The 22,551-nt window shown below is 72.9% G+C and carries 22 protein-coding genes and 1 riboswitch; of the genes, 11 read left to right on the plus strand and 11 right to left on the minus strand.

Features of this window, described 5'->3' with window-relative positions:
- The 5 genes from AOK22_RS02705 to AOK22_RS02725 all read right to left on the minus strand — a co-directional run.
- A partial coding sequence (locus tag AOK22_RS02705; RefSeq protein WP_244164678.1) for an ABC transporter ATP-binding protein occupies nt 1-558 on the minus strand: 558 nt, incomplete at its 3' end.
- Entirely contained in the window at nt 555-1,589 is a 1,035-nt protein-coding gene (locus tag AOK22_RS02710) for a FecCD family ABC transporter permease (RefSeq protein ID WP_055696918.1), read from the minus strand. The genes AOK22_RS02710 and AOK22_RS02705, both read right to left, overlap by 4 nt.
- Nucleotides 1,590-1,729: 140 nt before the next feature.
- Nucleotides 1,730-2,791 (minus strand): ABC transporter substrate-binding protein, encoded by a 1,062-nt coding sequence (locus tag AOK22_RS02715; RefSeq protein ID WP_055696903.1) that lies wholly within the window; start codon nt 2,789-2,791, stop codon nt 1,730-1,732.
- 66 nt (nt 2,792-2,857) lie between these two features.
- A riboswitch (cobalamin riboswitch) is annotated at nt 2,858-3,042 on the minus strand.
- Between the two features lie 27 nt (nt 3,043-3,069).
- The gene (locus tag AOK22_RS02720; RefSeq protein WP_055696919.1) at nt 3,070-3,498 is read right to left on the minus strand and encodes a VOC family protein; all 429 of its coding nucleotides are present in this window, start codon (nt 3,496-3,498) and stop codon (nt 3,070-3,072) included.
- Between the two features lie 53 nt (nt 3,499-3,551).
- Entirely contained in the window at nt 3,552-4,412 is an 861-nt protein-coding gene (locus AOK22_RS02725) for a helix-turn-helix domain-containing protein (RefSeq protein WP_055696904.1), read from the minus strand.
- A gap of 224 nt (nt 4,413-4,636) precedes the next feature.
- Here AOK22_RS02725 and AOK22_RS02730 point away from each other — a divergent pair, with 224 nt between their 5' ends.
- Complete coding sequence (locus AOK22_RS02730) at nt 4,637-5,767, plus strand: HAD family hydrolase (protein ID WP_107101831.1); 1,131 nt, start codon at nt 4,637-4,639, stop codon at nt 5,765-5,767.
- A 6-nt stretch (nt 5,768-5,773) separates the two neighbouring features.
- Here the strand turns inward: AOK22_RS02730 and AOK22_RS02735 are convergent, their stop codons facing one another.
- A complete protein-coding gene (locus AOK22_RS02735) occupies nt 5,774-6,049 on the minus strand; it encodes a hypothetical protein (RefSeq protein WP_055696905.1) in 276 nt (91 codons plus the stop codon).
- 122 nt (nt 6,050-6,171) lie between these two features.
- Between AOK22_RS02735 and AOK22_RS02740 the strand changes: the two genes are divergently transcribed.
- Complete coding sequence (locus AOK22_RS02740) at nt 6,172-6,999, plus strand: alpha/beta fold hydrolase (RefSeq protein ID WP_063795185.1); 828 nt, start codon at nt 6,172-6,174, stop codon at nt 6,997-6,999.
- Here the strand turns inward: AOK22_RS02740 and AOK22_RS02745 are convergent.
- From AOK22_RS02745 to AOK22_RS02755, 3 genes are all read right to left on the minus strand, one after another.
- Nucleotides 6,996-8,336 carry a DUF2252 domain-containing protein gene (locus tag AOK22_RS02745; protein ID WP_055696906.1) on the minus strand — a complete coding sequence of 447 codons (1,341 nt, stop codon included), beginning with the start codon at nt 8,334-8,336 and terminating at the stop codon, nt 6,996-6,998. The genes AOK22_RS02740 and AOK22_RS02745 overlap by 4 nt on opposite strands.
- Nucleotides 8,337-8,527: 191 nt before the next feature.
- Entirely contained in the window at nt 8,528-9,514 is a 987-nt protein-coding gene (locus tag AOK22_RS02750; protein WP_055696907.1) for an alpha/beta hydrolase family protein, read from the minus strand.
- Between the two features lie 117 nt (nt 9,515-9,631).
- Nucleotides 9,632-9,982 carry a hypothetical protein gene (locus AOK22_RS02755; RefSeq protein WP_079036290.1) on the minus strand — a complete coding sequence of 117 codons (351 nt, stop codon included), beginning with the start codon at nt 9,980-9,982 and terminating at the stop codon, nt 9,632-9,634.
- Nucleotides 9,983-10,150: 168 nt separating this feature from the next.
- Between AOK22_RS02755 and AOK22_RS02760 the strand changes: the two genes are divergently transcribed.
- From AOK22_RS02760 to AOK22_RS02780, 5 genes are all read left to right on the plus strand, one after another.
- Nucleotides 10,151-10,519, plus strand: coding sequence for an arsenate reductase family protein (locus tag AOK22_RS02760; RefSeq protein WP_055696909.1), 369 nt, complete (start codon nt 10,151-10,153; stop codon nt 10,517-10,519).
- Nucleotides 10,520-10,660: 141 nt separating this feature from the next.
- A complete protein-coding gene (locus AOK22_RS02765) occupies nt 10,661-11,131 on the plus strand; it encodes a hypothetical protein (RefSeq protein ID WP_055696910.1) in 471 nt (156 codons plus the stop codon).
- 181 nt (nt 11,132-11,312) lie between these two features.
- The gene (gene glnII, locus AOK22_RS02770) at nt 11,313-12,341 is read left to right on the plus strand and encodes a glutamine synthetase (RefSeq protein WP_055696911.1); all 1,029 of its coding nucleotides are present in this window, start codon (nt 11,313-11,315) and stop codon (nt 12,339-12,341) included.
- 412 nt (nt 12,342-12,753) lie between these two features.
- Nucleotides 12,754-13,353, plus strand: coding sequence for a winged helix-turn-helix domain-containing protein (locus AOK22_RS02775; RefSeq protein WP_055696912.1), 600 nt, complete (start codon nt 12,754-12,756; stop codon nt 13,351-13,353).
- Nucleotides 13,354-13,432: 79 nt separating this feature from the next.
- Nucleotides 13,433-14,422 (plus strand): NAD-dependent epimerase/dehydratase family protein, encoded by a 990-nt coding sequence (locus tag AOK22_RS02780; RefSeq protein ID WP_055696913.1) that lies wholly within the window; start codon nt 13,433-13,435, stop codon nt 14,420-14,422.
- A 67-nt stretch (nt 14,423-14,489) separates the two neighbouring features.
- On the opposite strand, the gene AOK22_RS02785 is transcribed toward AOK22_RS02780, so the two are convergent.
- Entirely contained in the window at nt 14,490-16,709 is a 2,220-nt protein-coding gene (locus AOK22_RS02785) for an MMPL family transporter (RefSeq protein WP_055696914.1), read from the minus strand.
- Nucleotides 16,710-16,997: 288 nt separating this feature from the next.
- Between AOK22_RS02785 and AOK22_RS02790 the strand changes: the two genes are divergently transcribed.
- Genes AOK22_RS02790 through AOK22_RS02800 form a run of 3 tightly spaced genes read left to right on the plus strand, consistent with a single transcriptional unit; the run spans nt 16,998 to nt 20,364 of the window.
- Nucleotides 16,998-18,269, plus strand: a complete 1,272-nt coding sequence (locus AOK22_RS02790) for a sensor histidine kinase (RefSeq protein WP_193433260.1) — start codon at nt 16,998-17,000, stop codon at nt 18,267-18,269.
- Nucleotides 18,254-18,904: a LuxR C-terminal-related transcriptional regulator gene (locus tag AOK22_RS02795; RefSeq protein WP_055696916.1), complete on the plus strand. Its 651-nt coding sequence runs from the start codon at nt 18,254-18,256 to the stop codon at nt 18,902-18,904. Before AOK22_RS02790 ends, AOK22_RS02795 begins: the two co-directional genes overlap by 16 nt.
- A 32-nt stretch (nt 18,905-18,936) precedes the next feature.
- Complete coding sequence (locus tag AOK22_RS02800) at nt 18,937-20,364, plus strand: DUF1996 domain-containing protein (protein ID WP_055696917.1); 1,428 nt, start codon at nt 18,937-18,939, stop codon at nt 20,362-20,364.
- Between the two features lie 61 nt (nt 20,365-20,425).
- On the opposite strand, the gene AOK22_RS02805 is transcribed toward AOK22_RS02800, so the two are convergent.
- Entirely contained in the window at nt 20,426-20,872 is a 447-nt protein-coding gene (locus AOK22_RS02805; RefSeq protein WP_107101833.1) for a hypothetical protein, read from the minus strand.
- A 103-nt stretch (nt 20,873-20,975) separates the two neighbouring features.
- On the opposite strand from AOK22_RS02805, the gene AOK22_RS02810 reads away from it, so the two are divergent.
- The coding region (locus AOK22_RS02810) for an alpha-N-acetylglucosaminidase (RefSeq protein ID WP_167357822.1) at nt 20,976-22,551 on the plus strand (1,576 nt) is incomplete at its 3' end.

Consider the following 22,551-nt stretch of genomic DNA (forward strand, 5'->3'; position numbering starts at 1 on the left):
GATGTCCAGGTGGTTGGTGGGTTCGTCCAGGAGGAGCTCGCGCGGTTCCTGGGCCAGGGCGCGGGCGATCTGCACGCGCTGGCGCTCGCCGCCGGAGAGGGTGTGCCAGGACTGCGCGGCGCGGCCGGTCAGGCCGGTGCGTTCCAGGGCCTCGCGCACGGCACGCTCGTCGTGGGCCGAGGGCGCCGACCACGCCCTGCGGTGCGGCACACGGCCCAGGCGCACGACATCGCGTACGGTCAACTCGACCTGTGTCGAGGCGTGTTGCTCCACCACGGCGATGCGGCGCGCCACCGTGCGGCGGCCCGTGTCGGACAGCGGGCGGCCGTCCAGCGTGACCACTCCGGACGCCGGGGCGAGGACGCCCGCGAGGATGCGCAGGAGCGTGGACTTGCCGGAGCCGTTGGGGCCGAGGAGGCCGACCGTGGCGCCGGCGGGCGGCGCCAGGCTGACGCCGTCCACGACGAGCCGCCCGCCCGCCTCGCGGGTGACGCGGTCGGCGCGCAGCCCGGCGGCGGTGGCCGTAGCGGGGGCCGCGGCGGGCCCTTCGTACGTCATGCCGCCCTCCTCGACCGGTAGAGCACCGCCACGAACGCCGGTACGCCGATGAGCGAGGTCACCACGCCCACCGGGACCTCCTGCGGGTCGAGGACCGTGCGGGCCAGCGTGTCGACCCAGACCAGGAAGACCGCGCCGGCGAGCGCCGTGACCGGGAGCAGCCGCGCGTGGCCGGAGCCGACGAACGCGCGGGCGGCGTGCGGCAGGACCAGGCCGACGAAGCCGATGGCGCCTGCCGAGCTCACCAGGGCCGCGGTGAGCAGAGCCGTCGCGCAGAGCAGAACGAGCCGGGTGCGGGCCACCCGGACGCCCAGGGTCGCCGCCGCCTCCGGGCCGAAGGCGAAGGCGTCGAGCGTACGGGCGTGGGACAGGCAGATCACGAGCGCCGCGGCCAGCACCGCGCCGCACAGCCACACGTCCGTCCAGCCGACCCCGCTGAGCGAGCCGAGCAGCCAGAACAGCACGCCGCGGGTGGTCTCCGCGTCGCCCGCCGTGAGGATGACGAACGACGTCAGCGCGGAGAAGAGCTGCATGGCCGCGACGCCGGAGAGGACGACGCGGTCGGTGGTGCCGCCCAGGGTGTGGCTCAGGAGCAGCACCAGGGCGAAGGAGAAGAGCGCGCCCACGAAGGCGCCCGCGGAGACCGACACGGCTCCCCCGCCGACGCCGAGGACGACGACCGCGACCGCGCCGGTGGACGCCCCCGAGGAGACCCCGAGCACGAACGGGTCGGCGAGCGGATTGCGCAGCAGCGACTGCATGACCGCCCCGCAGACCGCGAGTCCGGCGCCGCAGACCGCGGCGAGCAGGGTGCGGGGCATCCGCAGGTTCCAGACGATGCCGTCCCGGATCGGCGTGAGCCGGGCCTCGCCCCAGCCGAGGTGGGCGGCGACCGCCGACCAGACGTCGGGCACGGAGATGTCCGCGGGCCCGATGGTGACGGCCACGGCGACGGACAGCGCGAGCGCGAGCACCCCGGCCGCCCAGAGCAGCGCCTGCCGCGCGAGGGCCCCGCGCACGGCGGCGGCCACCGGGGCGGGTGCCGCGTGCCCCTCGGGACCGGCGGGGACGGCCTTCTCCGCGGCCGCCTCGCGCGAGGGCTCCGCGACGGTCGGCCCCGCGACAGTCGGCCCCGCAGCAGTCGCCCCCGCCGCCTCCCGGATGCGTTCCGTCACCTGGTGAGGCCGAACTTCTTCAGGCCCGCCGCCACTTGTTCGATGCCGTCGACCGTGCGGATCGTGGGGTTCATGGCCTGGCCGCTGAGCAGGACGTACCGCTTCTTCTTCACGGCGGTCAGGTTCTTGGTCGCCGGGTTGGTCTCCAGGAACTTGATCTTCGCGGCGGCGCTCTCCGCGGACTGCGACTTGCGCGTGAGGTCGCCGATGACGAGGACGTCGGGGTCGCGGTCGGCGACGGTCTCCCAGTTGATCTGGGGCCACTCCTCGCGCGTGTCGTCGAAGACGTTCTTCGCGCCGAGCTCGCGGGTGATGATGCCGGGGGCGCCGCAGCAGCCCGCCATGTACGGGGCGTCGGAGTTGGCGAACCAGTACAGGAGCGTCGCGTCGGAGGCGTCGACGTCCCGGGTGGCCTTCGTGATCCGGGCCTTCATGTCCGCGATCAGCCTCTCGCCGCGCTTCTCGACGCCGAACACCTTCGCGAGGTCGCGCACCTCGCCGTAGACGGTGTCCATGGTGAGGGTCTTCACGCGCTTGCCGTCGCCGCCGCCGTCGTTGTCCTTGCCCGCGCAGTCGGTGGGCGAGACGTAGACGGGCACGCCGAGCTCGGTGAACTTCGCGCGGTCGGCGACGCCGCCCTTGCCGACGGTGTAGAGGAAGGACGCGCTGACGAAGTCGGGTTCCTTGGAGAGGACCTTCTCCAGCGACGGGTAGCGGTCGGAGAGCCGCTCCACCTTCGCGTTGTCCTTCGCCAGGTTCTTCAGGACCGGGTCGGTCCAGGTGCCGGTGCCCACCATGCGGTCGGCGAGGCCGAGGGAGAGCAGGATCTCCGTGGAGCCCTGGTCGAGGGAGACGGCCCGCTGCGGCGGCGCCTTGACCTCGGCCTTCTTGCCGCAGGAGGTGACCGTGACGGGGTAGCCGGCGGCGCCGTCGCCCGCGGACTTCGACGAGGAGCCGTCCGCGGAGCCGCCGCACGCGGTCAGCGCGAGCGCCCCCGCGCACAGCAGGGCGGACAGACGTATACGGGTACGGGTACGGGTACGGGCTGTGGAGGACACACGATCCCTTGAGTCTCACGGCTCATACGCGGAGCCTGGCCTGCGTCACGACCTCCGTCGCCCGGTGCGCGAGCGGAGGCGCCAGCAGGTCTTCGGACTCGGGATCGACCGGCCGGGGCGCCTTCCCGGGCGTCCGAGGACGCCCAGTGGCCGTGGCCCCGCCCGTCCCCCTCACCGCTGCGCGTCAGTTCCGGACTTGCACCGGATTCCCTGGCCCAGGTGTGGGTTTGACTGGCTTGCGCAAGTTATCACGCGGCCGGGCGGGGCCCGTCGTGGCCTCAGGCGGCCGGCCGGGGCCTCGGTTCGCCCCGGTAGGTGCCGAACGACCAGCGGTTTCCCTCCGGGTCCGCGATGGCGAACTCACGGCTTCCGTACGGCTTGTCCTCGATCTCGTCCGTGATCTCGACGTCCGCCGCGACGAGCCGGGCGTACAGCGCGTCGACCTCGTCGGTGACGATGTACGCGCCGGTCGTGCCGGGCGTTCCGCAGGTACCGGAGGCCCTGGCCGGGTCGTACGAGCCGAGCATGATGCCGCCGCCCTCGGGCCAGTCGAGCTGGGCGTGGGCGACGCGGCCGCCGTCCTCGTAGACGGCGGTGCGCAGGAAGCCGACGGTGCCGACGAGGAAGTCGATCAGGACGGGGGCGTCCTGCGCCTGGACGCCGGGCCAGATGGCGGGGGCGGGCGTGCCGGGCCGCTGGTGGGCCATACCGTCGGGGGTGGTGGTTCCGTGCGTGGTGTCGGGTGTGGTGTTCATGGCTCTCAGTCTTCGCCCGCGCCGTGCGCCCCGGCTTGGATATTCCGGCACTCCTCGGCCAGCCAGCGGGTGGGGCTCGCGCCCGTGTACTGCCGGAAGTCGCGGACGAGGTGGGAGTGGTCGTAGTACCCGGAGTCGGCCGCGATCCGGGCGAGGTCGCGCGGGGTGTCCGACGCGGCGGCGCGGACCACGGCGGCCTTGGCGTGCCGGAAGCGCATCAGGCGGGCGGCCTGCTTCGGGGTGAGGCCGGTCTCGGCGCGGAAGAGCGCGGTCAGCCGGCGCTCGCTCAGCGCGACGTGCCGGGACAGACCGCCGAGGGTGCCCGCGCCCCGGTGCCTGGCCAGCCAGGCCCAGGCCTCGGCGACCTCGGGGCGTACGGCTCCCGCGGCCCGGTCGGCGGCGGCGCGGCGGCGCAGATAGGCGGCGAGGAGGGCGAAGCGGTCCTCCCAGGACTCCAGCGCGCAGAGCCGCTCGCGGACCTCGGCGGCCGGCTCGCCGAGGACGTCCGTGCCGGCGGTGACGAGCTGTCCGGTCAGCTCGGCGGCGGGCAGGCCGAGGAGCGCGCGGGCCGCCAGGGGGTGCACGGCGAGCTGGATGCCCGCCTCGTGCTCGGACTGGGCGACATAGGCGGGGCTCTGGTGCAGGCCGCCCAGGACGATGTCGGTGCGCACCGCGTCCGTGCCGGTGGCCTGGCCGGGGGTGGCGCCGGTGGCGATGGGCCCGTCCAGCGAGAAGATCACGGTCAGATACGGCGACGGCAGGCCCCGGTGCAGGGCGGGCCGCATCCCCGCGGTGCGGTAGCCGACCGCGGAGACGACCATGCCGTCGAGCCGGGGAACGGCCCGGACGAACTCCTGGCTGCCCATGGCTCCCAGTATGCGCGGCGACTCCCGGGCGGACCCGGCGTCACCCCGGCGGCAGCGGCCGCGAGCCGTCTCGGCGTCCTCCACGACTACCCGTGCTCACCTGCCCCATGCCCCCTGTGCACGGTGACTTCGATCATGGGAAATGACCGCGCCGCCTCATAGCATGGCGCGCCGCTCCGGACGGGGCCGCGCATCGCTTCCAGGAACGGCAGGGACGTAGAGACATGGCAGTACGGGCAAAGGGCAAACTGGCCGTCATCGGCGCGACGGGAGTGCTGGCCGGCGCGGTCGTCGCGGGCGGCATGCTGTGGCCGACCGGCGAGGCGAGCGCCGCCGACACCTCGGCGGCCACCGCCCGTGAGCTGTCGCACTGGCCGAAGCCCGTCGCGAAGAAGCTCGGCAAGGTCATCGCGGCGAACGACCACAAGGGCGCGTACGCCGTGTTCGACGCGGACAACACGACGTACCGCAACGACCTGGAGGAGTCGCTGCTGCCCTTCCTGGAGATGAAGGGCGTCCTGACCCGCGAGACGATGGACCCGTCCCTGAAGACGATCCCGTTCAAGGACACGGCCACCCACAAGGAGAGCCTGTACAGCTACTACAACCGGCTGTGCGAGGTCGACGACCAGGTCTGCTACCCGTGGGCGGCGCAGATCTTCTCCGGCTTCACGCTGAAGGAGCTCAAGGGGTACGTCGACGAGCTCCTCGCGTACAAGAAGCCGATCCCGGCGGAGTACTACGAGGACGGCAAGCTCACCAGGACCGAGGTCGAGGCGCCCGAGTTCTCGCGCGGCATGCAGCAGCTCTACAGGACGCTGCGCGCGCACGGCATCGAGGTGTACGTGGTCAGCGCGGCCAGCGAGGACCTGGTGCGCATGGTGCTCGCCGACCCGAAGTACGGCTACGGCGTGAAGCCGCAGAACGTCATCGGCGTCTCCATGCAGCTCAAGGACCGCAGGACCGGTGAAGTGACCAGCTCCCGCAAGGAGATCGCCGAGGGCCGCTTCGGCGAGAAGGACCGCGAGAAGCTCGCGGGGCGCGAGCTGACGCCGCACCTGTGGGCGCCGCTGACCTGGTACGAGGGCAAGCCCGCCGCGATCAACACGTACATCGACGAGTGGAAGAAGCCGATCCTCGCGGCCGGTGACACCCCGGTCAGCGACGGCCCGATGCTGTTCCACTCGGCGGACGTCGAGCACGGCGGCGTACGCGTCTGGGTCAACCGCAAGGACGCGTACATGAAGCAGCTCGACGGGATGAAGAAGAAGAACGCGGAGCGGCAGCGCGAGCTGGCCCGGAAGGTGACCGCGGACAAGCGCTGGCTGACGGTCACCCCGGAGCAGATCGGCTAGGCGCGGCTAGCGGACGGTCGACTCGCGGAAGGCGTCGGCCACTTGGGTGCGGTCGGCGCCGTCCGCGAGCAGCGCGTGCAGCAGGAGCCTGGCCTTCGGCGCGTCCAGGCCGCCCGCGGAGAGCAGTCCGCGCCCGAGCATGTCGTACTCGGAACCGGGGCCCTTGTAGGTCTCGGCGAGCAGCGGGCCCGCGCCGGTGCGGGAGGCCAGGACGACCGGGATGCGGGCGGCGAGCGCGGAGATGGTCCCGCCGAGCGTGAACACGGACACGGTGTTCGCCATGCGCCTCGCCTTTCCTGTGTGCCGGTGGGCCCTGTCCGCGCCCGGTGTGACCGGGGCGTTCCTCGTGGGCGGTTGCCCGGATGTGCTTCGTGGCCGTCCGGGCGCGACCGAGGATAGGCGGCATGACTCAGGACTCCTTCACCGCACCGGCCCCCGAACCCGCCCTGTCCGCCTTCTCCTTCACCTGTGACGGCGAGCTGCTCAGCTGCGCCGAGGCGCCGCCCGCCGGGCCGCCGCGCTCCCCCGCCACCACCGTCGTCCTGCTGCACGGCGCGGGCAGCGGCGACAAGACGCGGCTCGCCGCGTTGCAGGCGGACGCCGCCGCGCGCGGCTGCCGGGCGCTCGCGCTCGACTTCTCCGGGCACGGCGAGAGCTCGGGCGCGCTCCGGGAGTTGAGCCTGCGGCGGCGGTTCGAGCAGGCCGCCGCGGTGGTCGAGCGGCGCGTGCCCGCCGCCGACGCCCTGGTGTTCGTCGGGTTCAGCATGAGCGGGCAGACCGTGGCGGATCTGGTGGCGCACTTCGGCGCGCGGGTCACGGGCATCGGGCTGTGCGCGCCCGCCGTGTACGCGGCCGAGGCCTGGCCGCTCCCCTTCGGCGACGGCGACGGCCGCTTCACCGAGGTGATCCGTACGCCGGACCGCTGGCGCGAGTCCGCCGCCCTGGACGTCTACCGGGGCTTCGGCGGGCGCGCGGTGCTCGTGGTGCCGGGCACGGACGCGGTGATCCCGGCCGCGGTGACGGCGGCCGTCGACGCGGCGCTGGCGACGCGGGCACGGTACGAGCGCCTCGAACTGCCCGACGCCGACCACGCGTTGGGCGCGTGGCTGCGGGACCACGCGGCGGACCGCGGGCGCCTCCTGGACGCCCTGCTCGGACGGGACGGGATGGCCGGACGGGACGGTCTGGCCGGGCGCGACGCCGTGGCCGGCGGACGGGACGGCCTCGCCTAGACGCCGCTCGCCGCGTCGATCACGCCCGAGCGGATCGCCGCGGTGAGCGCCGCGTGGTCGCGGGTGTTCTGCGCCGCGTAGCGCAGCGCGAAGTCGGCCATGGCGCGGTCGAAGGTGTCCGAGCCGCCGAGGTAGGCGGCGATCGCGATGCGGTCGCCGGAGCGGGCGTGCGCGCGGGCCAGGGCGGTGCCGCACAGCTTGGCGTAGGCGCGCAGGTCGGCGGGCGACATGGCGGCGAGGTCCGCGGAGCCCTTCATGTCGCGCAGCTGGCGCCAGTAGAAGGCGCGGCCCTGCGGCCCGGTCATCCACCCCAGGAAGATGTCGCCCGCCGCCTGGAGCAGGCGCTGCCCGGCGACGACGCGGTGCCCGGGATGGACGTGGGGGCCGGTCGGCAGCTGGTCCTCGACGACGGACCGCACCGCCTCCTTGATCTGCAGGAACAGCGGGTCGCCCGCGTCGCGCCCGGCGAGCAGCACGATGTAGCAGCGGGTGCCGACGCTGCCGACGCCGACGACCTTGCGGGCCGCGTCGACGAAGCGGTAGCGGTCCAGGAGGAGGCGGCGCTCCTCGGCGAGCGTGGAGCGGTAGTCGCCGAAGATCTTGCGCAGGGCGGCCATGTCGGGGGCGCCGACCGGTTCGAGGAGCGGCGGGTCGTGGACGATGCGGCGCTCGCCGGCCACGACCTCGGTGAGTTTGCCGAGCGCCTGGAGGCTGGTGCGGCGACGGGCGCGGTCCAGGCGCGCGGCGACGCGGTCGCGGGAGGCGCCGGGGCGCACCAGCGGGAGCAGGTCGCGGGCGTCGATGCGTTCGTACCAGACGGCGAGCTCGCCGAGGCCCGCCAGGCGCCGCATCGCCTTGCGGTACGCGGCCGAGGCGGCCTGCGCGGCGTCGCGGGCGCCGTTCTCCGTGGCGCCGTGCTCGCGGGCGGCGACGGCGACGCTGGCGACGAGCCGTTTGACGTCCCACTCGAAGGGGCCGGGGTAGGTCTCGTCGAAGTCGTTCAGGTCGAAGAGGAGGGCGCGTTCGGGCGAGGCGAACACGCCGAAGTTCATGAGGTGGGCGTCGCCGCAGAGCTGCACGGTGAGGCCGGTGTGCCGCTGGGCGGCGAGGTCGCCCGTCATGACGGCGGCGGCGCCGCGCAGGAAGGCGAAGGGCGACGCGGCCATGCGGCCGTAGCGGATGGGGAGCAGTTCCTGGACGCGGTCGGCGCCCTGGCGCTCCAGGACGGCCACCGGGTCGGGGCGGTCGGCGGAGGGTATCCAGGCGCCGTGCGAGGTACGCGAGGCGCGTTTGCGGGCGGCCTTCCCCGCCTGGGCGCGCGCCTCCGGGGTCGTCATGTCCGCCTCCCCTCTCACCCTCGCGTCACCTCACCAGCAGCCAATGCGGCCGGGCCCCGGCACGCATGCCGGGTACGGCGAACGGGTGACGGGTTCCCCCCGCGCCGCGCGGGGACCCCGCATGCCGGGTCCGTACCCGCCGGGTGCCCGGCGCCGTCGGCCCGTCACCGGGCACGGCAGGGCGCACGGGGTCAGCGGCGGCCCGGGTGGGGGCCGCCGCCCGGTGGTTCCTGGTCGGCCGCCCACGCCGCCACCTGTTTCGCCAGCGCGCCGCCCGCGCGGGTCCACGCGAAGTGGTCGAGACGGCCGCCCGCCTCCTGGGCCGTGTAGTGGCGGCGCGTGAGGCGGGCCCTGGGGACCTTGGAGAGCAGATGGTCGACGGCGGAGGCCGGGGCGTACGTGTCGTGCTCGACGGTGACCGCGAGCACCGGCAGCTCCAGGTCCGACAGTGCCGCCTCGTAGTCGAGCAGGGAGCCCTTGGCGGTGTAGCGGCCGGTGCGCCCCTGCCGTGCCCAGTCCCGCATGACGCCCTTGGGCTGGTTTCCGCCGAAGCCGAGCCGGGTGCCGGGCCAGCGGCCGAGCACCGTCGCCGTCGCGGGGATCAGCAGCTCGGCGAGGAGCAGGCCGGGGACGCGCGGCCCGCCGTACGCGCGGAACCAGACCGAGCCCGAGGCGACGAGCGCCACGCCGTCGACGCCGGGCCCCAGCCCCAGGGAGGCGTGCACCAGGCCGAGCTGGCCGCCGAGGCTGTGGCCGAGGAGGTACAGCGGCGGCTCGGGCCCGAGCGCGGCGCGGATCGCCGTGAGGACGGCGGGGAGGTCCTCCTCGACGATCGTGCGGTAGCCGTGGTCGGCCGCCGCGCGGTCGGTGACGTGCGGGGTCGCCTCGCCCTGTCCGCGCAGGTCGGTGGTGAGCACCGTCAGGCCCTCGCCGTGGAGGGCGTGCGCGAAGCGGCGGTAGGAGCGGGCGGGCGTGCCCATCGCGGGCAGGACGAGCACGGCGGGGGCCGGCGGCGGTCCCGGCGCGGGACCCGACCCGGACGGCAGGAAGCGCTCCGGTTCGGGGGCGCGCAGCGCGCGTACGGGAAGACGGGCGCCGTCCGGGAGTTCGGCGGTCGTCAGGAGCGGCAGTTCGCCGGTGGGGGCCGGCCCGGTGCCGACGCGTTCCTGCTGGGTCATGGGGCACAGCATGTCCCATCGCGCAATTGTCCGCCCAGCCCCGGGCGCACATCCCGGGCGCCGCACGCGGAACGCGGGGCACCGGGGGCCAACGCTCCCCGTGTGCCCCGCACTTGGTCACCGGCTGTAACGCATCAGCGCCCGCACCATGTGACAGGTGATGTCGGACGGCGGGTGGATCCCGACGTCCTCCGCCATGCGCCGTATCGTGCTGTTCTTCGCCTGGTTCGGCAGGTAGACGCCCGAGTCGAGCAGGGCGATGGCGAGGCGCATGGCCTTGAGGCGGCGGTTGTGGTTGATGTACCACTCGCGCGGGCGCCCGGCGGGCAGGGCCTTCTTCGCCGGCAGGCTGTACGGCAGATCGATCAGTACGGGCTGGGACGCTCCCCCGGACGTGGCCTTGGACGCGGACTTCGACGTGGACGCGGACTTCGATACGGGCTTCGCGGAAAGTGCGGCAGCGGGCACAGGCATCCTCCTGTCGCGGTCAGGACCCCCCGTCGGGCGCCCTCGAACACTACTGTGATTCTACTGCGCGGCACTGACAATCGCCGCTGGCCAGAAGGGCTTTGAGGTATTCGAACAAGGCGCCGCGGAGACCCCTGGGGCGGATGGTTCGCGGGGTAGCGTGGGGGCATGGAGATCTGGATCAACCCCGCCTGCTCGAAGTGCCGCAGCGCCCTCAGCCTGCTCGACGCGGAGGGCGCCGACTACACCGTGCGCCGCTACCTGGAGGACGTGCCCACCGAAGACGAGATCCGCGCCGTCCTCGACCGCCTCGGACTCGAGCCCTGGGACATCACCCGGACCCAGGAGCAGGCGGCCAAGGACCTGGGTCTCAAGGACCGCGAGGCCTGGCCGCGCGACGCCGCCGGCCGCGCCCGCTGGATCACGGCGCTCGCCGAGCACCCGAAGCTGATCCAGCGCCCCATCATCACGGCGGACGACGGCACGGCCGTGGTCGCGCGGTCCGAGGAGGCGGTGCGGGACGCGCTGTCCCGCTGAGGGCGGCGGGCCGGACGGCGCGCGGTTGACCCCTGACCGATGGACGAAGTCCGGCAAACCGTTACATATGCCCGCCTAGCGTGGAGTGCTCCACAGGCCGACCACCGGACGGACGTTCCGGCAGACGGAGAGGAGCGCGCCGTGCGGAGCTGGACGTTCGGGGGCGTATACGGAACGGTCCTCGCGAGTGCGCTGCTCGCGGCCCTGCAGTCGGAGGGGACGCCCTATACGCCCTACTACGACGCGGCCTGGGTCATGGTCACCGCGGGCACGGCCGCCCTCGCGCACGGCTACGCGCATCACATGTCGACGCACCGGCCGGGCTCGGGCACCCACCACTGGCGCCGGCTGGCCTGGGCGCTCGTCGACGAGTGGCCGGTCATCGTCGCGTGCTGGCCGACGGTGATCCTGCTCGTGCTCGCCGGCACCTTCGGCTGGCCCGAGTCCCCCGTCACCTCCACCGGGCTGCTCCTGAACGCGGCGCTCCTCTTCGGCTGGGGCACCTTCGCCGCGCTGCGCGTCGGCTACCGGCGGCGCTCGGCCGTCCTGATCGGCGGCGCGGACGCGACGATCGGCCTGGTCATCGCGGCCGCCAACGCCGTCATCAAGTGAGGCCCGCGCGGGCATCGGCCGCCCCGGCGCGTGAGCTGGGCCACACTCGTCCCGGGTAACACGGGGTTCACACAAGAGCAACGGTCGGGAAATCGCCGGTTGCCAGGCTGCCGCACATCACCACGGCACCGCAGCACCCGCACGTTCTGCGCCGTACCGAGCGTTATGAGGATGAGGCCCCGTGACCTTCAAGGCTGAGTACATCTGGATCGACGGCACCGAGCCGACCGCCAAGCTCCGTTCGAAGACGAAGATACTGACGGACGACGCCAAGGGTGCCGAGCTGCCGCTCTGGGGCTTCGACGGATCCAGCACGAACCAGGCCAAGGGCCACGCCTCGGACCGCGTCCTCAGGCCGGTCTTCACCTGCCCCGACCCGATCCGCGGCGGCGACGACGTCCTCGTCCTGTGCGAGGTCCTCAACACGGACATGACGCCGCACGAGTCCAACACCCGCGCCGAACTGGCCGAGGTCGAGGCCCGCTTCGGCGCCCAGGAGCCGATCTTCGGCATCGAGCAGGAGTACACCTTCTTCGAGGGCGACCGCCCGCTCGGCTTCCCCGTCGGCGGCTTCCCCGCCGCGCAGGGCGGCTACTACTGCGGCGTCGGCTCGGACGAGATCTTCGGCCGTGACGTCGTCGAGGCCCACCTGGAGAACTGCCTCAAGGCCGGGCTCGGCATCTCCGGCATCAACGCCGAGGTCATGCCCGGCCAGTGGGAGTTCCAGGTCGGCCCGCTGGCCCCCCTTGAGGTCTCCGACCAGCTGTGGATCGCCCGCTGGCTGCTCTACCGCACCGCCGAGGACTTCAAGATCTCCGCGACCCTCGACCCCAAGCCGGTCAAGGGCGACTGGAACGGCGCCGGCGCGCACACCAACTTCTCCACCAAGGCCATGCGCGAGGGCTACGACGCGATCATCACCGCGTGCGAGGCGCTCGGCGAGGGCTCCAAGCCGATGGACCACGTCAAGAACTACGGCGCGGGCATCGACGACCGCCTCACCGGCCTGCACGAGACCGCCCCGTGGAACGAGTACAGCTACGGCGTCTCCGACCGCGGCGCCTCGGTCCGCATCCCGTGGCAGGTCGAGGTGGAGCAGAAGGGGTACATCGAGGACCGCCGCCCGAACGCCAACGTCGACCCGTACGTCGTGACGCGGCTGCTCGTCGACACCTGCTGCGCCGCGCTGGAGAAGGCCGGCCAGGTCTGATCCCGCTCTCCGCACGCCGTTTGAGGGGGCGCCCGCCGGTTTCCGGCGGGCGCCCCCTCACGTCGTCGGCGGTCCTCCGGCGCCGCGGCCCCGCCCGCTCCGACGGGGTCCACAGGGGTCGATTTCCGGCCAAGAGCCGCCAGGGCTCCGTATCGGTGGGCGAGAGGGAACTGCCAGTAACCCACCCATCTGATTCAATGGGGTCATGGGAAGCAACCGGAACGCAGCGACGGGTCGTCACGACCTCGAGCCGTTCTGGCCTTCCCGGCAGCACCATGACTTCGACCGGGTGTGTTGCCGCGCGATGAACGCGCGGGCCCTCTAAAGCCGTTCACCCGGCCTTCGCCTGACGCGCACGACGTACGTCTCGTTCTCGACGACTCCTTCTTCGCGCGAAAGAGCTGACCTCACCATGGCGAACTCTCGTACCTTCACTGCCACCGCCGCCACCGCCGCTGCCTCCGGTGGCTCCCCCGTCTCCCCTGTCTCGGCCGTCCCCGCCGCCCGGGGGCGGCTGCGGGCCGTGGCGCCCGACGAGACCGTGCAGATCACCGACTTCCTGCCGCCGGGCGCCACCTGGCTGCCCGCGCCGCAGCACACCCTGCCGACCCTGCCGGGGCAGCCGCCGATGGTCGGCTACCTCGTCCTCGTGCCGGCCGGGCAGGAGCCCGTCGTCGCCGAGCCCCTCGTGCCCGAGGAACGGGCCGTCCCCGACACGGGGCCGGTCAGGATCGACACCGTGCAGCGCGCCGCCGAGGTCGACGGACGCCTCCTGGACCTCACGTACCTGGAGTTCGAGCTGCTCGCCCACCTCGTCGCGCACCCCCACCGGGTGCACACGCGCGACCAGTTGGTGACCACGGTGTGGGGGTACGGCCACGTCGGCGACGGCCGGACCGTCGACGTCCACATCGCCCGGCTGCGGCGCAAGCTGGGCGCCGACCACCGCAGGACGATCCAGACGGTGCGGCGGGTCGGGTACAAGTACGCGCCGCCGACGTCCACGCGCTGAGCCCTCCGGGACGGTTCCCCGCTCTGCCACCGGCAGAACTCCGTTCCCTTGACGGCCCTCCGGCGTGCAGAGTCCTCCCATGAGACTTCTGATGTTGGGCGGTACGGAGTTCGTGGGGCGCGCCGTCACCGAGGCGGCGCTCGCCCGGGGCTGGGAGGTGACCGTCTTCCACCGCGGCCGCCACGAGCCGCCCGCCGGGGTGCGGTCCCTGCACGGCGACCGCACCGCCGAGGACGGCCTCGCGGCGCTGGCCGAGGGCGAGTGGGACGTGGTCGTCGACACCTGGTCGGCGGCGCCCCGGGTGGTGCGGGACGCCGCCCGGCTGCTCGCGGGACGGGTCGGGCGGTACGTGTACGTCTCCAGCGCCTCCGTCTACCGCTACCCGGGCGCGGCCGGTTCCGACGAGGACTTCTCCGTCGTGGACGGCGATCCGGACGCGGAGGCGTCGGCGTACGCACCGGACAAGCGGGGCGGTGAACTCGCGGCGCTCGCCGCCTTCGGGGACGAGCGGACGCTGCTGGTCAGGGCGGGGCTGATCCTGGGCCCGTACGAGAACATCGGGCGGCTGCCGTGGTGGCTGAACCGCGTCGCGCGTGGCGGGCCCGTGCTGGCTCCCGGGCCCCGGGACGCGGGGATCCAGTACATCGACGTACGCGATCTCGCCGAATGGATCGTGGACGCCTCGGCCGCGGGGCTGCACGGGGCGTACAACCTGGTCGCCCCCGTCGCGCACACGACGATGGGGGAATTCCTCGACGCGTGCGTGGCCGTGGCCGGGGGCCCGGGGGCCGAACTGCGGTGGACGGCGCCCGAGGTGATCACCGGGGCCGGGGTCGAACCGTGGATGGAGCTGCCGGTGTGGGTGCCGCCGGGCGAGCTGTACGACACCCTGCACCGCACGTCCGTGGAGAAGGCGGTGGCCGCGGGGCTGAAGGCGCGGCCCGTCGCCGAGACGGTCGCCGATACGTGGGACTGGCTCCGGAGCCTCGGCGGGGTCGCCCCGCAGCGGGCCGACCGGCCCGTGGTCGGGCTCGCCCCCGAGAAGGAAGCGGAGGTCCTGGGGCGCTAGGCGCGCGTACTCCCCGGTGCGGGGTGTGCTTTGCACCGGGGAGCCCTCCGCTTCGGCAGGCGCCTGACTAACGGCCCGCCCGCACCGGGGCGTTGTGCCCACCTGTGCCGCCGTGCGGAACGCCTGCCCGCCACGAGGAACGGTCGTCCGTCACGCTCTCGTCGCCGTGTTCCACCTTCGGAAGCCACGCCAGCCAGCGCGGCGTGTGCCAGTTCCTGTCGCCCAGGAGGGACATCAGGGACGGGAGCAGGATCATGCGGACCACCGTGGCGTCCAGGAGGACCGCCACTCCCAGGCCCACGCCCATCTGCTGCATGTCCTGCATGGACAGCGTGCCGAAGACCGCGAAGACCGCCACCATGATCACGGCCGCGCCGGTGACCGCGCCCGCCGTGGCCGTCAGGCCCTCACGGATCGCCGCGCGGTTGTCCAGGCCGCGGTCACGGGCCTCACGGATCCGGGAGACCACGAACACGTGGTAGTCCATGGAGAGTCCGAAGAGGACGACCAGGACGAACAGCGGCATCCAGTTCTCGATCGCGCCGACCTTCTCCGAGCCGATCAGCTCCGCGCCCCAGCCGTGCTGGAAGACCGCGGTCATGACACCGTAGGCCGCGCCCACCGACAGCAGGTTCAGCGCGATCGACGTCACCGCGACGACCACCGAGCGGAAGCTGAAGAGCATCAGCAGGAAGGTCACCGCCGCGATGAAGGCGAAGACCGGCACGATGCCCCGGCCCAGCTGGTCGCTGAAGTCCTCGGACGAGGCCAGCTCGCCGCCCACGTACGCCTCGGCGTCGACGCCGTCGAAGGCCGCGGGCACGGTGGTGTCGCGCAGTTCGCGCAGCGCCTTCTTCGCCTCGGCGTCGGTGCCGTCGCCCGGCAGCGGAACCGTGATCTCGGCGACGTCCGCCGCCTTGTGGGTGGTGAGTCCGGCGCCGTCGCCGGCCTTCTCGGTCAGCGTGGCGAGGGCGGCGCGCACCGGCTGCGCCCCGATGTCGTCGGCCTTGACGACCACCCGGGCCGGGGCGGGCCCGCCGGGGAACGCGTCGGTGATCCGCTGGTAGGCGACGGAGAGCGGGGCGTCGGACCCGAACTGCTTCTCCAGGCCGAGCTGTTCGGTCTTCATGCCGAGCGCGGGCGCGGCCAGCGCGAGCAGCAGGACCGCCGAGCCGACGGCGAAGACCTTCGGCCGGGCGAGGACGGGCCGGAGCACCTTGCCCGCGACGGCGCCGCCGGCGTGCGCGCCCTTCTTGGCACGGCGGTTGAGGAAGGGGATGCGGCCGGCGTCGATGCGGTCGCCGAGCCAGGAGAGCAGCGCGGGCAGGACCGTGACCGAGCCGAGCATCGCCACGCACACCACCAGGATCGTGGCGAGGGCGAAGCCCTTGAAGAGGAGGAGGCCGGAGAGGAACATGCCGGCCATCGCGACCATCACCGTCAGGCCGGAGACCAGGACCGCGCGTCCGCTGGTGGCCGCGGCGATCCGCAGGGCCGTCTCCGCGTCCCGCCCCGCGGCCCGCTCGTCGCGCTCGCGGCGCAGGTAGAACAGGCAGTAGTCGACGCCGACGGCGAGGCCCATCAGGAACATCACGGAGTAGGTCGTCTCGAACAGGTGCAGCTGGTGGCTGGCCAGGGAGAGCAGTCCGAAGGCCGCGACGCACGCGGTGAGCGCGAGTCCGACGGGGAGCAGGGCCGCGACCAGGGCGCCGAAGGCGACCAGGAGGATGCCGAGCGCGAGCGGCACCGCGGTGAACTCGGCCTTCTTCAGGTCGTCGGCGAGCAGGTCGGACAGGTGCTTCTGGGAGCTCGCGTCGCCGAACTGATGGACGGAGATGCCCCGCGCCGCGCCGTCCTCGCGCGCCTTGTCCACGGCGTCGAGCACCGGCTGGACGCGGTCGGCCGCCTCGTCCGAGGGGCCCTTCATCACGAAGCGGAGCAGCGCGTCCTTGCTGTCCTTGGAGGGCAGCGGGCGCTGCATGTCGCGCACCTCGCCGGTGGCGGTCAGCGCCTTGGACAGGTCGGCCGCCGCGTCCCGCCAGCCGTCGGCGGTCCGGGCGCTGACCATGACGAGTTCGCCCGCGGGCTCGTCGATGCCGGCGTCCTCCAGGATGGCGGTGGCCCGGCCCGAGTCGCCGACCCCCATCTCGTCGTCGGACGCGGTGACCGTGCCCGAGGCCCCGCCGATGACCGTGGCGAGGACCACGAAGACCAGCCAGCCGAGGACGGCCGTCTTGCGGTGGTGTGCGCTCCACACACCCAGTCGTGCCGCGAGGTTTCGCCTCATGGCGTCTCTCCCCCATCAGTCTGCGTCGATAAGCGTCGTGTAAGCCGTGATCCACGCTAGGAATCCGGGGCTTCGCGCCCCAGCCGCCGAGACCCCCTCTCGCCGAAGCACAGGGCGAGGCCGGGGGGTGTCGTCAGGTACACCCCGGACCGAGGGGTGTCGTCAGGTACACCCCCGTCTCGGGTGACGGGCCCCATGACCGCGCCGGGGCGCACCGGTGAGACTGTTCTCGTGCCACACGCACGGACCGCGTGCGGCAGCGTGAGGGTGACGAGGGGACTGATGACCATGACGAGGCTGAAGGACGCAGTGATCGCGGGGGCCCAGGGGCTCTATCTCGCGGTCGTCTCGCTGGCGGGCTCGATCATCTTCTTCGTGCTCTCGGTCCTGTCGATCGCGTTCATCCTGCTCGGCGTCGGCATCCTCACCACGCCGGTCGTCCTGGCGGGCCTGCGCAGGTTCGCCACCGCGCACCGCGTGAAGGCCGGCGCGTGGGCGGACGTGACGATCCCGATCCCGTACCGCTCCTTCCCCGCCGATCTGCGGCCGGGCCTCACCGGCCAGGTGGAGCGCTGCACGCTGCTGCTGAAGGACCCGGCGACCTGGCGGGACCTGCAGTGGCTCCTGGTGAACATGACGGCGGGCACGGTCGTCGCGGTGTTCGCCCCGGCGCTGCTGCTGTACATGGTCTACGGCTGGGTGCTCGCGCTCGGCGTGTGGGAGCCGATCTACAACGCGGGCGGCGGCGAGTGGTACGGGTTCATCCACGTCACCTCGCAGACCACGGCGAACTACGCGGCCGCGCTCGGCATGGGCCTGTTCGTCCTCGGCGTCTTCGTGAACCCGACGCTCGTCCGTACGCACTTCCTCCTGGCCCGTACGTTCCTCGCGCCCACCACGAGCATGCGGGAGCGCGAACTGGCGCTGCGCGTGGACCGGCTGACCGAGACCCGGCACGACGCCGTGGACAACTCCGCCGCCGAGCTGCGCCGCATCGAGCGCGATCTGCACGACGGGGCGCAGGCCCGCCTGGTCGCCATGGGCATGGACCTCGGCACCGTCGAGGCGATGATCGACGCCGATCCCGCCAAGGCCAAGGAGCTGCTCGCCAAGGCCCGGCAGAACTCCGGCGAGGCGCTGAACGAGCTGCGCGACCTGGTCCGCGGCATCCACCCGCCGGTCCTCGCCGAGCGCGGCCTCGGCGACGCGGTGAAGGCGCTCGCGCTGCGGCTCCCGGTCGCCACCGAGGTGGACGTGGAGCTGGCGGGCCGGGCCGAGGCGCCGGTCGAGTCGGCCGCGTACTTCGCGGTGAGCGAGAGCCTCACCAACGCGATCAAGCACGCGGGCGCGGACCGCGTCTGGGTGGACATCCACCACGCCGACGGCATGCTGCGCATCGCCGTCACCGACAACGGCAAGGGCGGTGCCTCGGTCGGCGCCGGCTCGGGGCTGAGCGGCATCGAACGCCGACTCGGTACATTCGACGGCGTACTGGCCGTCAGCAGCCCCGCGGGCGGTCCGACCATGGTGACCATGGAGATCCCTTGCGAGTTGTCCTAGCCGAAGACCTCTTCCTGCTGCGCGACGGCCTGGTGCGGATGCTGGAGGCATTCGACTTCGAGATCGCGGCGGCCGTGGAGAGCGGGCCCGAACTCACCAAGGCCCTGGCGGAGTTGCGGCCGGACGTCGCCGTCGTCGACGTCCGGCTCCCGCCGTCCCACACGGACGAGGGGCTCCAGTGCGCGCTCGCGGCCCGCCGGGCCAGGCCCGGACTGCCCGTCCTGGTGCTCTCGCAGCACGTGGAGCAGCTGTACGCGCGCGAACTGCTGGCGGACGGCAACGGAGGCGTCGGCTATCTCCTCAAGGACCGGGTCTTCGACGCGGCGCAGTTCATCGACGCGGTCCGCAGGGTCGCGGCCGGCGGCACCGCGATGGACCCCCAGGTGATCCAGCAGCTGCTGTCCCGGCGCTCGGCGGACCAGCCGCTGGGGGCGCTCACGCCGCGCGAGCGCGAGGTGCTCGAACTCATGGCGCAGGGCCGGTCGAACGCGGCCATCGCCGCGCAGCTCGTGGTCACCGAACGGGCCATCGCCAAGCACACGTCCAATATCTTCGGGAAACTGGATCTGCCGGTGTCCGACGACGACAATCGGCGTGTGCTCGCGGTCCTCGCGTATTTGGACCAGGAGCGCTGAACGCTTCGGGTTGCTGATGCGTATGTAGCCCCATGGGACGCACCTCACGAAAACGATCACGGCTGGCGCGGCGCATGGTCGCCGCGTCCGCAGCGTTAGTCATGGGCGGCGGCGGCCTGATCGCCGTGAACGTCTACGCGAATGCCGAAGAAGGCGCGGATCAGCCTCCCCCGCAGAGCGCCGGGCAGCAGGCCTCGACCATCGACTGCCCGGACGTGGGCAATCAGCTGCCCGAGGTGCCGGACGCGGCACGCGGTGAGGTCGATCGCCGGCTCGCGGATCTGGACAGCCAGATCACGCGGGCCTACGACGAGTTCAGCAGGGCCGAGGACAAGGAATCCGTACTCGGTCCGCTGGAGGAACAGCGGCGCGGCACCCTGGGCGAGATCGCCCGGTCCATGGAGCGGGCCGGCGAACGGCCGGACGGTCTCGACGGCATGGCACCCTGCACCCTGCGGGCGGCCGGGCAGGAGCAGGGCCAGGCACAGGGCCAGGGGCAGGAACAGGGCGGTCAGGGCCAGGAACAGGGTGGCCAGGACCAGGGGCAGGACCAGAAGCCGGGGCAGAGCGGCAACGGGCCCGTCGCCGGGGACTTCGTGAAGATCCAGTCGGTCCGGCCCGACGTCAACCGCCCCCGGCCCCAACGGGGCGCTTCCCGCGGCACGTTCACCACGAAATGCGGGCGGAACGAGAACGGCAAATTCAATCCCGACAACGTCATCGTCGCGCCCGGCGTGAGCAATGGCGCCCACCATATGCACGACTACGTGGGAAACCAGGCGACGGACGCCTTCTCCAGCGACGACGATCTCGCGAACGGCGCGACCAGTTGCCGCAATCAGGGCGACAAGTCGACGTATTACTGGCCGGTCCTGCGGCTGCAGAACGGAAAGGACGAGAACGACGCCCAGGCGGACGGCGGCGGAAAGGACCAGAACGTCGGAGAGATCCAGACGCCCGCGGCGGTCACCCTGACATTCGTCGGAAGTCCGGTGGGCAAGGTCGTCGCGATGCCGCGTTTCCTGCGCATCATCACCGGTGACGCCAAGGCGTTCACGAACGGCGACGCCAATGCCAACGCGTCCTGGAGCTGCACCGGATTCGAGAACCGCCGGCTGAAGGACAAGTATCCGATCTGCCCGCGGGGCAGCAAGGTCGTACGGACGTTCAACTTCCAGAGCTGCTGGGACGGCCGGAACACGGACAGCGCCAACCACCGCACCCACGTCGCCTTCGCCGACCCGCGCACCGGCGCCTGCCCGCAGGGCTTCCGCGCCATCCCGCAGCTGGTGCAGCGCATCGTGTACGACGTGCCGCCGGGCCCCGGCTTCGCCGTCGACTCGTTCCCCGAGCAGCTGCACAAGCCCGTCACCGACCACGGCGACTTCATCAACGTCTTCGACGAGCGCCTGATGCGGCGCGTCGCCTCCTGCGTCAACTCCGGGCAGCGCTGCGCCTGACCCTCCGGGCGGCGCTGCTCCCGACCCCTCCGGGCAGCGCCGCCGTCCGACCGCGGAGCCGTCAGCCCCCGTCGTGCTCCATGCGGTCACCGTGGTGGTCCCCGCCGTGCCTCCCCGCGGCGGGGGCCACCACGGTTCCCCCGAGCCGCTCGCGCAGCGCCGCGATGTCACCGGAGCCGCCGACCGCCACCCAGGTGCCGCCGACGAGGTACGTGCCGCCGTAGTCGTCCGCCTCGTCGAGCCATTCGGCCTGGCCACGGGCGTTTGTAAAGGTTACGAGGATGTAGTTGCGGGCACCACCCACACAGGTGGCCTGCCGCAGTTCGGCGGCGTCCGTCTGGATGTCGGGCCTGCACCGCGCCCTGGCCGCCAGCTGCTCCAGGCTGCCGCTCGCCGTCTCCGGTGTGTCGTCACCCCCCGAGCCGCATCCCACCACCAACAGCAGCCCTCCCACCGCCATGCCCGAAAGCGCGCTCCGCGCCGCCCACATCGCCTTCACCGTCCCCACCAGCCCCTTCCGGCGAGCCCCGCTCGCCTGCTCCGGATGCCCCGTTGAGCAGTGGGGGCGACGCGGATACCGTGCGCCGCAGCCTTCAACCCAGGGGGTACACATGTCCGAACCGTCCCGACGTACCGTGCTCGGCACCGCGGGAGCCCTCGGCCTCGGCGCCGCCGTCGGCGGCCTGCCGGCCCTGACCGGGACCGCGGCGGCACGTCCCGCCGAGGCCCCCGCCTTGGATACGGATGCCGCACGCTCCGTGCTCAACAGACTTCTCCCGCACCACGCGGAGCAGATCCGTCTCAGACTGGTCCCGCCGCGGGGCCGCGAGGACCGCTTACGCGTCACCGGGACCACCGGGCGGATCGAGGTGTCCGGCACCACGCCCGCCGTGCTGCTCACCGGCGTCCACTGGTATCTGAAGTACGTGTGCGGGGCCCATGTCGCCTGGAACGGCGCCCAGTTGGACCTGCCGCGCCGGCTGCCCGCGCCCGCGCGGCCGCTGGAGCGCTCGACCTCGCTCCCCCACCGCTTCGCCCTGAACGACACCAACGACGGCTACACCGCGCCGTATGCCGACTGGGCGTACTGGGAGCGGATGATCGACGTGCTCGCCCTGCACGGCTGCAACGAAGTCCTCGTGATCGCGGGCACCGAGGCCGTCTACCACCGGGTCCTCAAGGAGTTCGGTTACTCCGACGCGGAGGCCAGGGCCTGGCTGCCCGCGCCCTCGCACCAGGCGTGGTGGCTGCTGCAGAACCTCTCCGGGTACGGCGGCCCCCTCTCGGCCGAACTCATCGACGAACGGGCCGCGTTGGGGCGGCGCATCGTGGACCGGCTGCGCGCGCTCGGCATCGCGCCGGTGCTGCCCGGCTACTACGGCCATGTGCCCGACGGGTTCGTCCAGCGCAACGGCGGCGACGCGCGCGTCGTCCCGCAGGGCACCTGGCACGGTTTCGCGCGGCCCGACTGGCTCGACCCGCGCACCGACGCCTTCGCCAAGGTCGCCGCCTCCTTCTACCGCCACCAGGAGCGGCTCTTCGGGCCCGCCGACCTCTTCAAGATGGACCTGCTGCACGAGGGCGGCACCGCGGGCGACGTGCCCGTGCCGGCCGCGGCCAAGGGCGTCGAGACCGCCCTCCGCACGGCGCGGCCCGGCGCCACCTGGGTCATCCTCGGCTGGGAGGCCAACCCGCTGCCCGCGCTCCTCGACGCGGTCGACAAGAAGCACATGCTGATCGTCGACGGCGTCTCCGACCGGTACGCGGCCGAGCCGGACCGGGAGAAGGACTGGCACGGGACCCCGTACGCGTTCGGCACCATCCCCAACTTCGGCGGGCGCACCACCATCGGCGCGCGCACGCACCTGTGGAACGAGCGGTTCTTCGCCTGGCGCGACAAGGAGAACAGCGCGCTGGTGGGCACCGCGTTCATGCCGGAGGCCACCGACCGGGACCCCGCCGCCTTCGAGCTCTTCTCCGAACTGGCCTGGACGAAGAGCCCGGTGGACCGCGCCGCGTGGTTCTCCTCGTACGCCGACTTCCGCTACGGCGCGCGCGACCGCGGCGCGCGGGACGCCTGGCGGGCGCTCCACGACACCGCCTACCGGCACACCGCCGTCGAGCGCAGCGACGCCCACGACTCCCTCTTCGCCGCGCGGCCCGACCTCGCCGCGGCGCGCGCCGCGG

It is taken from the genome of Streptomyces silaceus, from assembly GCF_001419745.1.
In the GTDB taxonomy this organism is placed as follows: domain Bacteria; phylum Actinomycetota; class Actinomycetes; order Streptomycetales; family Streptomycetaceae; genus Streptomyces; species Streptomyces silaceus.